The sequence below is a fragment of the Candidatus Eremiobacteraceae bacterium genome (genome assembly GCA_035710745.1).
Classification (GTDB): Bacteria; Vulcanimicrobiota; Vulcanimicrobiia; order Eremiobacterales; family Eremiobacteraceae; genus JANWLL01.
In genome coordinates, this window is sequence record DASTCX010000019.1 from 38,742 (window position 1) to 54,217 (window position 15,476).

The following is a 15,476-nucleotide window of genomic DNA, read 5'->3' on the forward strand; positions in this document are numbered from 1 at the left end:
GCGCAGCACTCATGTGGTACGCCGAGCGAAGCTCGGCTCTCGTTGACCGACGATCGCTCGCACAGCCTTGACGATGCCGGCTTCGTCGAGCCCGCACTCCTTACGCTGCGCGGCCTGCGTCGCATGGCTTATGAATTCTTCCGGAATCCCGAGCCGCACGACGCGCGAAGTGATCCCGCGGTCCGAGAGCGCCTCGAGCACCGCCGAACCGAAGCCGCCCGCGAGGCTGTGCTCTTCTACCGTGACGATAGCCTTGTGCGTGCGTGCAAGCTTCTCGATCAGCTCGATATCGAGCGGCCGGATGAAGCGCGCGTTGACGACCGTCGTGTCGATGCCATCCCCAGCGAGAACGTTTGTCGCCCCGAGCGCAGCCTCGACGCAGATGCCGGTTGCGACGATCGCGACTCCTTCGCGCTCGCCGTGTCGCAGCACGTGCGCCTTGCCGAATTCAAGCGCAACCGGATCCGGACGATCGTCGCGCTTAGCGCTCGAACCGCGCGGATAGCGGATCGCGACCGGACCTGTGTGCTTCGCTCCATCAGCGGTCGTGCCGTCGTGCAGCGCGTGACCGTAACGCAGCATCATCCGCAGCTCGTCTTCGGTCGACGGCGCCATGATGACGACGTTCGGCAACGTCCGCAGGTACGCGATATCGTAGGCGCCTTGATGCGTCTTCCCATCGTCGCCGACGAGTCCCGCACGATCGATGCAGAACGTCACCGGCAGCGATTGCACGCTGACATCGTGGACGATCTGATCGTATGCGCGTTGGAGGAAGGTCGAGTAGATCGCGACGAGCGGCCGCAAACCCGCGGCCGACGCGCCCGCTGCGAAACACGTCGCGTGTGCCTCGGCGATGCCGACGTCGAAGAAACGCGCCGGATAGGCCTTGGCGAACTCTTTCAGGCCGGTACCATCTGGCATCGCCGCTGTGATGGCTATGATGCGCGGATCGTGCGCCGCCATCTGTGCGGCTTCGTTCGCGAACGTCGACGCGAACGTCGTGCCGGATTTCTTGGCGAACTCGCCCGTCACGGGATCGAACGCTGCGACGCCGTGGAAGGTCCTCGCATCACCTTGCGCCGGCTCGAAACCCATGCCCTTGACCGTGAGAATGTGGAGGAGCACCGGACCTTCGACTTTCGTGCACGCGCGCAACGCGTCGATGAGGAAGTTGACGTCGTGGCCGTTGCACGGTCCGATATACGTGAAGCCCATCTCTTCGAACACGACCGACGCTTTGGGCAGCGGCGACACGGTTTTCCGGCCCGCTGTTTCGGCGGAGCGGATCGCCTTCGTCGCGACTTGGCCGAAGGGCAACCGGCTAAGAACGCGCTTCGTGAGGTCGGCGGTGTGGACGACGAGCGGATGCGCGCGCAGCATACTGAGATAGGTCGACATCGCGCCGACGTTCGGAGCGATGCTGAATTCGTTGTCGTTCAGGACGACGATGAAGTTCGTCTTCAGCTGGCCGGCGTTGTTGATCGCTTCGTAGGCGAGACCGCCCGTGAGCGCTCCGTCGCCGACGACCGCGACGACCCGCTCGTCACGGCCGGCGAGGTCGCGCGCGGTCGCCATGCCGAGCGCCGCCGAGATCGCGGTCGACGCGTGCGCGGTGCCGAAGTGGTCGTGCGGGCTCTCGCCTCGCTCGGGAAATCCGGCGATGCCGCCTTGTTGTCTCAGCGAATCGAAGCGGCCGTTGCGCCCGGTGAGCATTTTGTGCGCGTACGTCTGGTGGCCGACGTCCCACACGATTTTATCGTCGGGCGATGAGAAGACGTAGTGGAGCGCGAGTGTCAGCTCGACGACACCGAGGTTCGGCGCCACGTGCCCACCATTCCGCGCGCAGACTTCGACGATGCGCGCGCGCAGTTCATGCGCGAGTTGCGGCAGTTCGGCACGCGTCAGTTTCTTGAGATCGTCGGGTCCGTCGATGCGTTCGAGTTGCATAGCCTTATACGGTTCAACGGCGTCGTCGTAGCCCACCCGCTGTATTTAATGTACTTTGTATCACAAAGTTAATCATATTGTCAATCGAAAAGCGACTTTACACGGTTTTGCGAGCGGGCTATAATGGGGAAGTATGCGCGATCCGCAGGCGCCGCAGACCGAGCGACCAGGGACCGGCGGCGTTTACGTCATCCGAGAGCGGCGTGCCGCGACCGAATTCGCGCGCGCGCTCTCGACGATCTTCAACCCGTTCCTCACCGCGACGGGTCTCTTCATCATCGTCGCGCACGCGTTCGCGCATCACTCGACGCCTGAGTTCTGGATCTACTCGACCATCGGCGTCGTCTGCTTCACCGTCGCCCCTTTGACGTTCATCCTCTACCTCTATCTCACCGGACGCATCTCCGACTTCGATATCTCGGAGCGGCCCGAGCGCGAACGCGTCTTCGCCGGTTTCGTCGTGATCTATCTCATCGCCGCGGTCGGGCTTTCGCTCGCGCACGCGCCGGTGCAGCTCCAGGCGATCACGTGGGGTTCGTGGGGCACCGCGCTCGAGACGATGGTCATCACGCGCTCGTGGAAGATCAGCACCCACGCGCTCGGAATCGCAGGCCCATTCGCTGCGATGTTCGTCTTCTTCCAATTCCAGCCGCTGCCGTACGTCGCGCTCGTTCCGCTCGTCGGCTGGGCTCGGGTCCATCTGCGCAGCCACACGCTTGCGCAAGTGCTCGGCGGCGTCGCGCTCGCGATCGCAAACACGGCGATCTTCTTCCGCCTCTTCCATCTACTTTAACGGCTGCGATAAGGAATGGGAGCGGTCGAGATTCATCTCGACCGCCGCGGTCTGACATCTCGCCATGTAGCGGTCGAGCTTTAGCTCGACCGTAGACGGCCTTTCCCTTGCAAGACCGCGGCGGTCGACCGTAAAGGTCGACCGCTCCATTCTTCCCTATGCAAGACCGCGGCGGTCGAGCTAAAGCTCGACCGCTACAGTCCCACGTGGTGTGCCGTCGCGACGGGCGCACCCATCAAGAGCGACGCGCTTGTTGCGAAGGCCGTCGGATCGCCGCTGACTTCGAAGTCGATTGAGCCCCTTTGCGGCTCGAACTCGGATAAGATCTGCGCGGCATCGCGGCCGACCGCTTCGCCCGGATCGACGATGCGCACGCCCGGACCGAGGGCCTCGCGAAACCATTTCGTCAAGTGTGGGAAGTGCGTGCAGCCAAGCACGACGGTGTCGCATTTCGCTCGCAGAAACGACTCGCAGCATGCGGCGACTGCGGCTCGCGCTTCTTCCGTCGCCCAGTCGCCGCGCTCGACGATCGGCACGAGGGCTGGAGCGCCGATGCTCGTCACAACGGCATCCGCGCGCATGGAACGGATCCCCCGATCGAAGACGCCGCTCTTCGCGGTCGCGTTCGTCGCGACGACGCCGATCGCGCCCGAGCGCGACGCCTCGACCGCAGACCGCGCGCCAGGCCCGACCAGCCCCAAAAGCGGCACGCCGATATCGGGCCAGCCGAGCTTGTCGAACGCCGAGCACGTCGTGCCGCACGCGATCGCGATCATCGCCGGCTCACGCTCCATGAGATGCGCGATGATGCGTCGCGCAAAACCTGAAACTTCTTCGAGCGTTCGATCGCCGTACGGCACGTGTGCCGTATCCGCGAAATAGACGACGTCCGTCGCGTCGATGGACGAGCGGACGGCGTTGAGCACGGTCAGTCCGCCGAGGCCGGAATCGAACATGCCTAGGCGTCGTGGTCGTCGAGCCATGGATCCTACGGCTTCGGAGCGCCGGGCGGCTGCTGCGGCCGCGCTTGCCCCACGGGCGTTGGCGGGCCACCGGTGAAATCGGCGATGCCGCGCGCGATGCCTGCTGCGATCTGATCGAGGAACGATTGGCGTGCGAGCAGCGTCGCATCGTGCGGGTTGCTCAGGTACGCCGCTTCGACGAGGATCGACGGCATCATCGTGTGGTGGATGACGTAGAAGTTATTGCGGATGACGCCGTCGTCGGTGATGCCGCTCGCTGTGATCATGTCGTTCTCCACCGTCTGCGCGAGCGCTCGATCGGTCGGGTGCCAAAAGTAGGTCGTTCCGCCGTTTGGCGCGGACGAGACCGACGAATTGATATGGATGCTGACGAACAGCCGCGCGCCGGCCGCGTTCGCGACGTCGCAACGCGCTTGAAGCTCTTGCGCGTCGGTGCCGTCCGGAGGGCCGACTTCGTAGTCACCGTCGCGCGTCATGACGACGTGCCACCCCTGACGCTTCAGATCGGCTTCGAGACGCTGCGCGATGTTGAGCGTGATGTGGCTTTCCGTCAGGCCATACCCGGTGTTGAGCGATCCGGGATCATTGCCGCCGTGGCCGGGATCGATGACGATGAGCGTCGGGTCGGTCCGCGCCGGTAACGCGGGCTGCGCCGACGGCGGCGACGACGCCTGTGCCGTCGCGAAGGTGTTGCCGATGCCGGCAAGAGCCGCATCGGGAGCCGGTGGCTGGTTCTCGATCTCGATGCCGAGCTGGTTCGGCGAGCCCGCGATCGTTCCGACGCGGACGTCGATCGCTTGCGTCGGCGTGATCGAGACGCGCACGACCTGATCCGGATCGAGCGCGTGCTGACTCACCTTGATCTCTTTGATGAAGGCGAGCTTCGATAGAAGCGTCTGCGCCGGGCCTACCAAGACCGCACGATCGATGTCGAGCCAGTAGCGATCGTCCGGATCGCCGAGCCGATGCCATTCGAACGCGACCGGTCCGGTCAACGTCAACGTGATTCGCGTGCCGGTCGGCGCCTCGGCGACGCTCACGTCCGTGATCTTCTGCGTCGTCAGCGGCGGCATCGAAGCGCTAGGCGTTCCGGGCGAGCCGGAAGGCGACGGCACTGATGGCGATTCGCCTGCGCCGAGCGGCTCCGCCGTCGCGATACCGCTCGGTGCACCAGGTGATGAGGACGTCGCCACCGTTGGTTCGACGGTCGGCGATGGACTAGGCGGAACGGGCGTCGGAGGCGCCGGCGTGTTCTTCGGCAGCGGTGGGGGCGTCTGCAGCGGCGTCACCGCGACGTGGACCGACGATGGCGTCGAAGCCGGTGTCGCGGCGCGCAGCTGCGCGGCGTCGCGCGCGATGACGACATCGACCGCGGCTCCCGAGCCAACTCGACGCGACGCGAACGTCGCCGCGTGCTTCAACGAGATAGAGACGGCGGTCGTCGGGTAGCCGGGTGGCCCGGACTCGCTGACGTCGGCCCCAGTCGCCAACCCAGCGGCGATCGGCTGCGATCCGGCGGCGTCAGTGCCGAAGCCTGGAAACGAAACGGTGAGCGTATGCGCGCGAGCGCTGTTCGCGTACGACGAATGCCATGTAAGCGGCGCCGAGCCTTCGATGCGCACGATCGTCACGGCCCCTTCGCGACGCGGCGTCACCGACACGATCTGCGGAACGAAGACGTAGCCGCCGCGAAAGCCGCGCACGCCGAGATCGAGCGCTTTCGCGAGCGGCACGAGCGGCAGATAGAGCTCGGAGCCGGAGTTGAACGGTGCGAACGGCATCGATACCGGCACGCCGTCGACGCTCACGGCGTCGCTTCCGAGCGTGAAGGTGATGAGCTTGCCGTCGCCTCGCGTGATCGCGACGAAGCGCGTGCCCGGCTGCCACGACGAGCGTGCGCCGACCGCCGCGAGCATCGCATGCAATCCTGAGTCGTCGACCTGCGTCACCGGGTCGCCGTACGTGATGCCGAGATGCGCGAACGCGATCTGGCGCCCGAGCACCCACACTTGCGCTTTTGTCGGCGTCACTGCGGGTCCGAGCGCGAGCGCAGGCGTCAGCGGTACGAGCGCGCACGCGAGAGCGCATAAGAGCGCGAGTGATACGCGCCCTTTTCTGACGACTGCCGTCACTGCGCGAACGTCTCCCGCGTCAGCGGCTCATCTATCTCGAACTCGCCGCCGGGAAGCGTCGGCACTTTGCGGCCCGCGACCGTCACTTGAACGCGCGCGATGCCGCTGACCGACGTGACCGTATACGTCAAGGATTTGAAGAGGCCGATCTCGTCACTCGCTCCGCCGCGATAGCCCTTTGCGATTGCGCCATTCAGGTCGACGGTCGCGAGATCACCCGCGAGGTCGACGGTCGCCGTCGTCCCCGGCGGGAACTGGACGACCGTGCTCGTCGGCACTGCCGGACCGGCAAGCAGCTGCGCGACGAGCGCGTTTTCGAGACGTGAACCCACAAGCGATTTATCGACGGAAAACGGGGTCGGCACGAGCGCGTCGCTGCCGACTTTGCAGAAATAGACGTTGACCTGAGGCGTAACGGTCGCCGGCGGTTTAGGCGTGCATCCGGCAGCGATCAAGGTAGCGAGAAGCAGAACGAACGGTATCCGTGGGCCCGAGATGATAGTCTCCCCCTCCCTGGCGAGCGTGTACAAATCGGCAAGCGCCTACGGATTTCTAACGTTCACGGCGCTCGGGTCGTTCTCCCGCGACCAACAAGGTCGGGCGAGCGGCCCTCCGGTTAAAGTCGAATGCGCGCGGCGGCGAAGAGACCGGCGCCGACGTTTCGGTCGGCTTCGCGACCACTGGCGAACTTCGCGGCGAAATTGATCGCTCGCCCGCCGACGAGATAATCGAATCGGCCGCGCGTGATGCCGTAGGCCAATGAAAGATCCGTCATCCCCGCCGTCTCCGCGGCGCTTTTGCTGAACTGTTCGAATACGGGCGAGGTTCTCGTCACGTAGAGCAACCCGCTCAAGTGCGGCATCACAGCGAGGTCCGTTTCGAAGAACCGGTCCGCGCGCGCACCTACGGGGACGTCGCCGACCAGCTCGTAACGGCTGCCTGCGAGCCTCGACGCGTTGACCGTCGAGACATCGGTCTGCGGCGTGCGCTGCGCGAGGACTTGCGTGCCAGCTCCTATCCAGAATCGGCCGGCGCGATCGATACGGAACCGGGCGGACGCGGTGAACCAACCGAGGGTCGCCTGCGACGGCCCCATCCTCGTGTTCACGGTCGCCGTGCCGACCGATGGGATCCCTTCCAAATGGATCTGAAAAGGTTTCCAGCGCTGATCGAGCTGGATGAATCCCGCGAAGCCCGAAGTCGATACGTTCTCTTTCGGCTCGAAGTGCGTACCGGAAAGGGCTATAGCCTCGATGCCGAGTCGCGTATCGGCGCGCGCCTGCATGGTGATAAAGCAGCACGCAAATATCGCGAAAAGCGAAGCAAGAACGGACTTCGGCATGATGCTGCATTGGGGTCGTCTGATGACGACTCCTCTACGTCAAGAACGCCACGCCGGATTCGTCAGCGATGTGAGTACGTGTTCGCGCCATGCGCCGTTGATGCGCAAGTAGTCGTTCGCGTGGCCTTCGACCGTGAATCCGAGCCTTTCGAGGACGGCGCGACTCCGCTCGTTCGAAGGAACGAAGTTGGCCATGATGCGGTGTAGGTTCAGTTCCGCGAATGCGAAGCGGAGCAAGAGCGCCAGCGCTTCGTGCATCAATCCCTTGCCTTGCGCTTTTTCCGCAAGCGCATAGCCGAGATAGGCGGCTTGAAAAGGACCGCGCACGATTGCCGAGAGGTTCGCCGTGCCGGCGATGCCACCGTCGTCTCGGAGAAAGATGAACGTTTTACACGATTCGTCGTGGAAGAACTCGATGCGGCGCCGCTCGATCTGATCGGACCAATGCTGGCGCGTCAAATGTTCGCGCGAGCACGCCGCTCCGTACGGCGTTAGGTGCGCCTCGTTCGCGGCGAAGAACGCGATGATGGCGTCGACGTCGTCGGGCTCGGCAAGCCGCACGTCGACGCGATTCCCCTCGAGGAGGAACGGACGTGTTCCGCGATCGCGCATCCCCGTTGTGTTCACCGGTGCCTCACGCACCCGGTACAGCCGGCAGCCAACATCGGTGAACGTCGATCGCGACATTTGCATTGAGCGCGATCCAGTCCGAAATCGTCCCCGGCTTTTCCGGCTCGGCGACGAAAATGTAGATCGCCTTGTCGCGTGGATCGCGAATCCAACGGACAAGGGACCTCTGATCGGGCGAGACCCGGTTCGCCCACATCTCGATCTCGTGACGTTCGCTCGGTGTAACTTTCTTCTCATCGAGCCAAAGTTCTGTCATAGGGTACATACGGTCAAGTATCCAGCATCGCGTGGGTGAGGAAGCTGGGGTCGGCAGCGGCGTAGCGGGTAACGTGGTCGGGTGCGTGCTTCTGGCACAACCGAGCAGCACCGAACGAATGACACCAAGAATGGCAGCACGACCAGTCATTTCTTATCGAGCCCACCTTTTTGGTCGGTGTTGGACATTTCACTGGCGTGCCAACAATTTCCCATCATTCGTTCGAACACAATGCGCACGAAGACAACTGATTAGACTCGTGATAGAATCCGGTTATGAGAAAGCTGATTTTGTTCATGCATATGTCCCTCGACGGATACGTGGCGGACAAAGGACGGGCGTGGATTACGATGGCGCCGGGCATTTTCGGCAGCGCAGTTCCGGCGTTGATCAAAAGGTCGGACACGCTCTTGCTCGGGCGCATGATCGCCGACGATTTTTTAGACTATTGGCTCAACGCGGAAGCTAAAGAGAGCGGGTTAAGCAAGGGCGAGATCGCCTACGCGAGGTGGGCGACTAGGGCGCACAAAGTCATCATGTCGAAGGTCGATGAAAACCTCAAATGGGAGAACATCGAGCTTCGGGTCGTCAAGAGCGACAAAGACATGGTCCGTGTCGTATCCAGTCTGAAGAAAAGGCGCGGCAAGAACATGATCGTCCACGGCGGCGTGCGGACCGCCCGGAATTTGATCAGGCTAGGCTTGGTCGACGAATACCAGATGGTCGTGCACCCGGTGCTCTTGGGCAAAGGCTACGCGTCGATATTCGAAAGCCTTACCAACCGGCGCGCCCTGAAGCTCGCAAGAGTCGAGGACCTCAAGGCTGGAGTGGTCCTGCTGGTGTACAAGATGGGAAGATGAGGAGATGGTGGAGGCGACCGGAGTTGAACCGGTGTCCGAGAAGACCCCCACGAAGGCATCTACAAGCTTAGCTCAGGCTTTGATCTCGCGGCCGCGTACTCTCCCGAGCAAGATTACCGCGGTCGCATGCCCCGATCAATTTCCCACCTGCGTCGAGGTACCCGCAAACGGTAGCCGTCTTGTTTGACATCCGCGGGCCCGTGCCGGCGCCGTTGCCCCGCGGAAGTAGTAGCCTAAGTTAGGCTGCTAGTGCGTATTCGCTATTCGCGTTTATACGTTGTCCGATCGTTTAAGGAGGGCTCGGAACTCCGCTTGCTTCCTTCGCCTGGGCACAGCCCGTCGAGACCGTGACGCCCCCGCGACATACGTTTCTAGATGAAACGACCGGCTATCGACGCCGGCCAATCTAGTATACCTGATTTCCGGCGCGCCTGCAAGACGCGCCCATCACATGCTTTGCTTGTATTGAGCCAGACGCGGATTGGGCTGCAGCAGCACGAGCGAGTCGTTGTAGTCGAAGTAGACGTCGAAATAGCGCAGGAACTGATAGCCGATCAGACCGTTTTGATCTTCGCCTTGGAAATCGGCGACCGAATCGACGATGTCGTAGACGCGAAAGTCGTCGAGGCTCGCACCAGCCACGAAATGCTTCACGGTCGCCGGCTGCAGCTCGAAAAGCCCTCCGACACCCTCCGCCGTCACGAGCGGATAGTACGTCTTGTTCGCGATGGTATAGCTCAGCGCCGGCAGCTCGGCGGCGTGCTTTTGCGCGAAACCCTGGAAGAGCACGACGAGCGTCGACCCCGTATCGATGATGAAATCGTTCCCACCCGTCTCGCCCAACGACGCGCTCACGACCGGTACCGCATCATCGAGCTTCAGCGGCAACGGATACACCGTGCCCGACGGCGGCACGAACGATTTCGGATCGTACGCATCGACGGTGCCGTCGTAGTAGTCGACCTTTATGACTGCACCCGCGAGAAAATCGTAACCGAGCAGGCCGACGACTTTCGTGTCGCGGTCCTGCTGGTAGTTGAATGGGATCGCGGAGATGCTCACGTCATCGAGCGCGAGATCGCCGATGCGCATCTCGGGCACGATCGTGTTGGCGGCCTCGAACGTTCCGGCGACGGTATGCGTGCTCTCTCCGAAGCGCTTGAGGCCAAGCTGATCCGCGACACCGGCATCGAGCGCGATGCCCGACGTTCCGGAATCGAGCTTGAAGTCGAGACCGCGGCCGTTGACGCTCAGGCGGACGATGATCGAACCGTTCTCGATCCGAGCGGGCAGGCGGACGTGCGTGACGCCGGCCGGGAAATGAAGCGGCGACCGTGTCGGCGGTATCGCAAGTTCGGACGGCGCGACGGGACCGCCGTAAGAAAGCTGCGACGTGCGCCAATCGACGTCGTTCCCGGCGAAGCCGTCGAAGAGATGTTGATGCCATGGGGTCGTCAGGCCGTCGGTGGTGCGGAAATCGTCGTACGTCCAGACGATCCGGTGGCCGAGACGGCTCTCTTCTCTTCGGAAGAGCCTGCCGGTCGCTGTCTCGATGAACAGCCACTCGTGACGGCCCGCGCTCGGGTTCACCTCGACGACGTACGCGTGCTCGGGAGTAGCGACTTCACCGAGCAGGCGAACCGAGCCGAGGTTCTCGCCCTTGATCGCCCGGCTCAACGCCTGATCGCTTCGCGCTTCTTCTCCATGCACGCCGCTGACCGACCGCGTGTAACCGTTTTCGTTTTGACGCCATTGCTGCCCATGATACGTACCGCTCGCCGTCGTCGTCGGACCAAGCCGAGTCGTTTCGATGAAATCGTCGCCAGAGTCGAGCTCGGTATACGTCCCCGATTCGCCGTACGCGGTGATCGCATCGACTTCACGCGATGTCGTAGTCCCCTTCGGAAGCGAGCCAGAGCTCGCGTCGTACAAGGCAAGCACCTGCGTCAGCGTCGCTTTTGTGGGAACGATGCCGGCGGGTGGCTGCGCGCTGGGATCCGCGGTGGCGGCCGGAGCCGGCGGTGCGTCCGCGAATGCCCTCACCGGTCCGGACGCGAACGCGATCGAAACGCAGGTTGCGATCGCGAGACGTCCGAGCGCGCTCCAACCGTTCATTGCTTCATCTCGTTGAGCAGAATCGAATTCGGTTGTAGGAAGATCGTCGAATCAGCGTAGTCGAAATAGACGTCGAAGAACTGCAGTATCGGATAACCCACGAGACCATCGATGTCCTCGCCGACGAAGTTCGCGGCTTGCGTAAGCCGTACGTCCTGGAAGCCCTCTTCACCGATGAAAAAATCCCGCGCCTGGATGGGCTGAAGGAAAAAAAATCCGCCAACTCCTTGCGCAACCTCCTTCGGATAGTACACCTTCCTGCCGTCCGCGTAACCAATTTGCGCGATATCGTTGCTGTGCTGCTTGGCGAAATCGTCGAAAATGATGAACGATTGCGCGCCGGTGTCGATGACGAAGTTGCCGGGGTCTCCACTTCCGAGCTGAGCATCGATCATCGGGATTTGATCGTCTAGCTTGATCGGTAGTTTTTCGATCGGTCCGGCCGGCGCCTTGAACGATGCCGCGTCGAACGCGTCGACCGTGTCGTTGACGTAGTCTACCTTCACGACCGCGCCGGCAAAGAAATCATAGCCGAGCAGCCCGACGACCTTGTGCTCCGAGTCGGGATTGTAAAAGAACGGGAGACATTGAACGACGACGTTGTGCATCGACAGCGGCCCGATCTGGATCTCGGACACGATGGCGCTCGACACTTCATGCGATGTCGACTGCTCGTCGCTTTGAGTATCGAATTTCTCCAGCCCGAGCTGGCTCGCGACATCGGCGTCGATGACGACGCCGCTCGCGCCGGAATCGAGCTGGAGATCGAGGCCCCGACCGCCGATCGTCACGTGCACGATGATCGCGCCGTCTTCAAACATCGCCGGAAGTCGGATGTCGCCTGCGGCGGCCGGGAACGTGAGCGGCCCTCGGCTCGGCGGGATCGCGAGTTCGCCCGGCGTGAGCCGCGCTGCGTCGTCGAGACTCGTGGTCTTCCAATCGAAAGCATCTTCAGGCGACCCGTCCGCGTAGGTCTCGTGCCAAGGTTCGACAACGCCGTCCGTCGTGCGGAAGTCGTCGTACGTGTACGTCTCGCGCGTGCCGTCACCTGAGTCTTCCTTGCGTACGAGCCTACCGCTCGCCCTGTCGATGAACAGCCACTCGAGCAAGCCGCCCTGCGGGTGGACTTCCATCACGTACGCTTCGACCGGCTTCGCGACTTCACCGAGGAGGCGCACCGAATCCGCGGGGGTGCCCTTTAACGCGTCGGCAAGGGCTCTGGCGCTCAACATCGATTCGTCGTGGATGCCGCTTACGATACGAGTGTAGCCGTTCTCGTTGTGGCTCCAGCGGACGCCGTGGAACGACCCGAATGAAGCCGAGGTCCGCCCCAACCGGAACGTCGTGACGAAGTCGTTGCCAGAGCGCACGATCGTCTCGGTGCCGCTATCGCTTTGTCCAGATACCGCATCGACTTCGCGCGACACAGCGATCGGCTTGACGACGTTCCCGGCACTTGCTCGATAAAGCGCGAGCACCTCAGCAACAGTCTTTGTCGTAGGAACGAGTCCGGCGGGCGGCAGCGTGCTTGGATCGGGCGTCGCCGTGGATGTGGTCGAGGGTGCATCTGCCAGCAATGATCCGACGGTGCCGCCTGCGAGAGCCGGCGCCGAATAGACCGCCCCCGCTACGAGCGCTGCGCTAGACCAAGAAGCAATCGTATTTCTGATCGTCACTGCTTGTCACTGAGAAGAGAGCACGCGCAAGACGAGCAGTTTGTTCGGCTGGAGGATCAGCATCGAGTCACGGTAATCGAAGTAGACGTCGAAATACTTGAGCAACGTATGGCCGATCAGGCCATCTAAGTCCTCATCTTTGAAATCCGATTGCGCGCGGACGGCGTCGAGGACGGTGAAATCGTTGAAACCGACCGTCGCGAATCTGAACGTCGATGCCTGAAGGGGCATGAGCGAGACTTCGCCGCCGACGCCTTGCGAGGTGACGATCGGATAGAAGGTACGGCTGCCCTCCGAGTATCCGAAATCGAGCAGATTGTTCGAATTCTCGGAGACGAACGACGGGAAGACGAGCACGGCGAACGACCCGGTATCGACGATGAACTGCCCCATCGCGCCGCCGCCGACTTGCGCCGATGCGACGGGGACGTCGTCGTCGAGCCTGATCGGGACTTGGAACGTCTGACCTGGCGGCACGTGGAACGCCGAATAGTCGTACGCGTCGACGGTTTGATTGAGGTAATCCACTTTGACGACCGCGCCTGCGAGGAAGTCGTAGCCGAGCAGCCCGACGATCTTCGTGTGCTCGTCCCAATTCGATGCGAACGGCAGGCAGTGCACGCTGACGTTCGACATCGTGAGCTGTCCGATCTGGATCTGCGGAACGATCGCATCGGATGCCTGGAAATCGCCCGCGACCGCTTGCGTCCGCTGGCCGAACGTCTGAAGTCCGAGCTGGCGCGCGACGTCCGCGTCGATGACGATGTTGCTCGCGCCCGAGTCGAGCTGGAAGTCGAGACCGCGCCCGTTGATCGTCAGCCTGACGATGATGACGCCGTACTCGATGCGCGCGGGCAGCCGGACTTCGGTGACGCCCGCCGGGAAATGGAGCGGCGAGCGTGACTGCGGTATCGCGACGTCCGCCGGTGACACGGCGGCACCTAACTGGAGGCTCGTCGTCGTCGTATCGACATCGTTGCCGACGAAGCCGTCGGAGAAGTGCTCGTGCCACGACTCGGTCGTACCGTCAGTCGTACGGAAATCGTCGTACGTCCAAATGAGCCGATGCCCGGTGCGCGACGCTTCGCGCCGCACGAGGCGCCCCGACGTCGTGTCGAAGAACAGCCACTCGTGCCGGCCGCCTTTCGGATCGACCTCGACGACGTACGCGGTCACCGGCGTCGTCACCGTGCCGAGCAGCCGAACGGTGTCGACGTTCTCGCCGTGCTCGGCCTTCGAAAGCGCGCCCGAACTGAGCTCCTCTTCGGGATGCATATCGGTCAGCGCATTCGTGTAGCCGTTTTCGTTCTGCTCCCAGCGTTTGCCGTGGTTGCTGCCGCTCGACGTCGTCGATGGCCCGAGCTGCGTCGTCTCGACGTAGTCGTCGCCGGAGCGCGCGTACGACTCGGTTCCGCTTTCTCCATACGCGGAAATCGCGTCGACCTCGCGCATCGTCGAAACCGGTTTAGCCGGTTTCCCTTCGCTCGACCTATACGCGCGCAACACTTGCGCGAGCGACACTTTCGTCGGCGTGATCCCTGATGGCGGCTGATCGCTCGGGTCCGGCGTCGATGAGCTCGCCGCGGCGATCGCCGCATCCGCGCCCGACGTCGAAGCGGGTGTCGCGGTCGGCGACACGGCCGGGGCGGGAGACGGCGTTGTCGACGCCTCGCGTGCGCTCGCCGCAGTGCCGAGCACGAGCGCGAGCGCGGAAACCAAAACTACCACGCACGTAGTGCGAGCCATGCCCGGTGATTCGGCGAGCTGCGGAGCCCATCCTCACGAACGCCGCCTGGCCCAAGATTAAAAAGAGCGGCCGGCCATGCTCGGGCCGACCGCTCTACGCGCCGGGCTATTGCCCGGCGTCTCCACCCGCTGCCTACATCGAGTCCTTGACCATCACCATCGCGAACGGCTTCGAACCCGAGAGCTGAACGACGCAGTCGGTTTTCGCCATAGCGAAGTGCTTGATACCCGCCGGTATGACGACGAACGATCCTGCCGGCAGATCCATGAGTTTGCTCTCATCGAATTTGTCGCCGATGGCTGCGGCGAACGTGCCCGAGATCACCGTCACCATCTCGGTGTCGTTATGGTAGTGGACCGGGAACTTGGCGCCGGCGGGCGCCTTGAGGCGCACCGTCCACGGCCCATCCTTCGTCGGATCGCCCGACATCCACGCGACGGTCAAGCCCTTGAACTCGCCGGTCCCGGCTTCCCACTTGACGGTCGACGGGGTGAATATCACCGGTTTCATGCCGCTCGACATCATCGAGTCGTCGGCACGCGCGCCGGCGGCGATCGTCGCCAGCGATGCCGCTAACGCGGCGAACGCGATTGCGTATGTCCTCCTCACGATTGTCCTCCCTGCGGCCGCGCCGCGTCCTTGCGATCCTCTCCAAGGATGAGCGAGAGTATCCACGAGATGATCGTCATAACTATCGAGGCCAAGAACGCGGACCAGAAGCTGGGGATCACCCAGCCGGGCACGAGCTTCAGCCCGAAATAGAATATGAGCGCGTTGATCACGAGGGTGAAAAGACCGAGCGTGAGCACTTCCAGCGGGCAGCTGACGACGATCAGGATCGGCTTGATGATCGCGTTGACGATACCGAGCACGACCGCGCCGATGAGCAACGACTGGACGTCGCCCGCGTGGACGCCGGCGATATGCAGATACGAGATCACTGCAAGCGCAACGGCATTGATCAGAAGGCGGATTATGAACTTCATGGCGCG

At 63.0% G+C, this 15,476-nt stretch carries 14 protein-coding genes and 1 other RNA gene; 2 read left to right on the forward strand and 13 right to left on the reverse strand.

What is annotated here, in order from left to right:
- Positions 1-9 precede the first annotated feature (9 nt).
- The gene (gene dxs, locus VFO25_08730; GenBank protein HET9342983.1) at positions 10-1,950 is read right to left on the reverse strand and encodes a 1-deoxy-D-xylulose-5-phosphate synthase; all 1,941 of its coding nucleotides are present in this window, start codon (positions 1,948-1,950) and stop codon (positions 10-12) included.
- Positions 1,951-2,083: 133 nt separating this feature from the next.
- Between dxs and VFO25_08735 the strand changes: the two genes are divergently transcribed.
- Positions 2,084-2,743 (forward strand): hypothetical protein, encoded by a 660-nt coding sequence (locus VFO25_08735; protein ID HET9342984.1) that lies wholly within the window; start codon positions 2,084-2,086, stop codon positions 2,741-2,743.
- Between the two features lie 194 nt (positions 2,744-2,937).
- Here VFO25_08735 and murI read toward each other — a convergent pair whose 3' ends face one another.
- From murI to VFO25_08765, 6 genes are all read right to left on the reverse strand, one after another.
- The gene (gene murI / locus VFO25_08740) at positions 2,938-3,726 is read right to left on the reverse strand and encodes a glutamate racemase (GenBank protein ID HET9342985.1); all 789 of its coding nucleotides are present in this window, start codon (positions 3,724-3,726) and stop codon (positions 2,938-2,940) included.
- 5 nt (positions 3,727-3,731) lie between these two features.
- Complete coding sequence (locus tag VFO25_08745) at positions 3,732-5,858, reverse strand: N-acetylmuramoyl-L-alanine amidase (GenBank protein HET9342986.1); 2,127 nt, start codon at positions 5,856-5,858, stop codon at positions 3,732-3,734.
- Complete coding sequence (locus VFO25_08750) at positions 5,855-6,313, reverse strand: GerMN domain-containing protein (GenBank protein HET9342987.1); 459 nt, start codon at positions 6,311-6,313, stop codon at positions 5,855-5,857. Before VFO25_08750 ends, VFO25_08745 begins: the two co-directional genes overlap by 4 nt.
- A gap of 161 nt (positions 6,314-6,474) precedes the next feature.
- Positions 6,475-7,200 carry a hypothetical protein gene (locus tag VFO25_08755; protein HET9342988.1) on the reverse strand — a complete coding sequence of 242 codons (726 nt, stop codon included), beginning with the start codon at positions 7,198-7,200 and terminating at the stop codon, positions 6,475-6,477.
- Positions 7,201-7,239: 39 nt separating this feature from the next.
- Positions 7,240-7,812: a GNAT family N-acetyltransferase gene (locus VFO25_08760; GenBank protein ID HET9342989.1), complete on the reverse strand. Its 573-nt coding sequence runs from the start codon at positions 7,810-7,812 to the stop codon at positions 7,240-7,242.
- 22 nt (positions 7,813-7,834) lie between these two features.
- Complete coding sequence (locus tag VFO25_08765) at positions 7,835-8,236, reverse strand: hypothetical protein (protein ID HET9342990.1); 402 nt, start codon at positions 8,234-8,236, stop codon at positions 7,835-7,837.
- 125 nt (positions 8,237-8,361) lie between these two features.
- Between VFO25_08765 and VFO25_08770 the strand changes: the two genes are divergently transcribed.
- On the forward strand, positions 8,362-8,946 hold the full coding sequence (locus VFO25_08770; GenBank protein ID HET9342991.1) for a dihydrofolate reductase family protein: 585 nt from the start codon (positions 8,362-8,364) through the stop codon (positions 8,944-8,946).
- A 5-nt stretch (positions 8,947-8,951) separates the two neighbouring features.
- Here the strand turns inward: VFO25_08770 and ssrA are convergent.
- The 6 genes from ssrA to VFO25_08800 form a co-directional block, all read right to left on the reverse strand.
- Positions 8,952-9,304: a transfer-messenger RNA gene (gene ssrA / locus VFO25_08775) on the reverse strand.
- Between the two features lie 89 nt (positions 9,305-9,393).
- Positions 9,394-11,061 (reverse strand): pepsin/retropepsin-like aspartic protease family protein, encoded by a 1,668-nt coding sequence (locus VFO25_08780; protein HET9342992.1) that lies wholly within the window; start codon positions 11,059-11,061, stop codon positions 9,394-9,396.
- The gene (locus VFO25_08785; protein HET9342993.1) at positions 11,058-12,737 is read right to left on the reverse strand and encodes a retroviral-like aspartic protease family protein; all 1,680 of its coding nucleotides are present in this window, start codon (positions 12,735-12,737) and stop codon (positions 11,058-11,060) included. The genes VFO25_08780 and VFO25_08785 overlap by 4 nt, the downstream gene beginning before the upstream one ends.
- A 6-nt stretch (positions 12,738-12,743) precedes the next feature.
- The gene (locus tag VFO25_08790) at positions 12,744-14,483 is read right to left on the reverse strand and encodes a retropepsin-like aspartic protease (protein ID HET9342994.1); all 1,740 of its coding nucleotides are present in this window, start codon (positions 14,481-14,483) and stop codon (positions 12,744-12,746) included.
- A 133-nt stretch (positions 14,484-14,616) separates the two neighbouring features.
- Complete coding sequence (locus tag VFO25_08795) at positions 14,617-15,093, reverse strand: cupin domain-containing protein (GenBank protein HET9342995.1); 477 nt, start codon at positions 15,091-15,093, stop codon at positions 14,617-14,619.
- The gene (locus VFO25_08800; GenBank protein ID HET9342996.1) at positions 15,090-15,470 is read right to left on the reverse strand and encodes a phage holin family protein; all 381 of its coding nucleotides are present in this window, start codon (positions 15,468-15,470) and stop codon (positions 15,090-15,092) included. The genes VFO25_08795 and VFO25_08800 overlap by 4 nt, the downstream gene beginning before the upstream one ends.
- Positions 15,471-15,476 lie beyond the last annotated feature (6 nt).

Coding starts and splice junctions, on each gene's coding strand:
- dxs (HET9342983.1), bottom strand. CDS start 1,950: ATGCAACTCGAACGCATCGACGGACCCGACGATCTCAAGAAACTGACG.
- VFO25_08735 (HET9342984.1), top strand. CDS start 2,084: ATGCGCGATCCGCAGGCGCCGCAGACCGAGCGACCAGGGACCGGCGGC.
- murI (HET9342985.1), bottom strand. CDS start 3,726: ATGGCTCGACGACCACGACGCCTAGGCATGTTCGATTCCGGCCTCGGC.
- VFO25_08755 (HET9342988.1), bottom strand. CDS start 7,200: ATGCCGAAGTCCGTTCTTGCTTCGCTTTTCGCGATATTTGCGTGCTGC.
- VFO25_08760 (HET9342989.1), bottom strand. CDS start 7,812: ATGCGCGATCGCGGAACACGTCCGTTCCTCCTCGAGGGGAATCGCGTC.
- VFO25_08765 (HET9342990.1), bottom strand. CDS start 8,236: ATGACTGGTCGTGCTGCCATTCTTGGTGTCATTCGTTCGGTGCTGCTC.
- VFO25_08770 (HET9342991.1), top strand. CDS start 8,362: ATGAGAAAGCTGATTTTGTTCATGCATATGTCCCTCGACGGATACGTG.
- VFO25_08780 (HET9342992.1), bottom strand. CDS start 11,061: ATGAACGGTTGGAGCGCGCTCGGACGTCTCGCGATCGCAACCTGCGTT.
- VFO25_08790 (HET9342994.1), bottom strand. CDS start 14,483: ATGGCTCGCACTACGTGCGTGGTAGTTTTGGTTTCCGCGCTCGCGCTC.
- VFO25_08800 (HET9342996.1), bottom strand. CDS start 15,470: ATGAAGTTCATAATCCGCCTTCTGATCAATGCCGTTGCGCTTGCAGTG.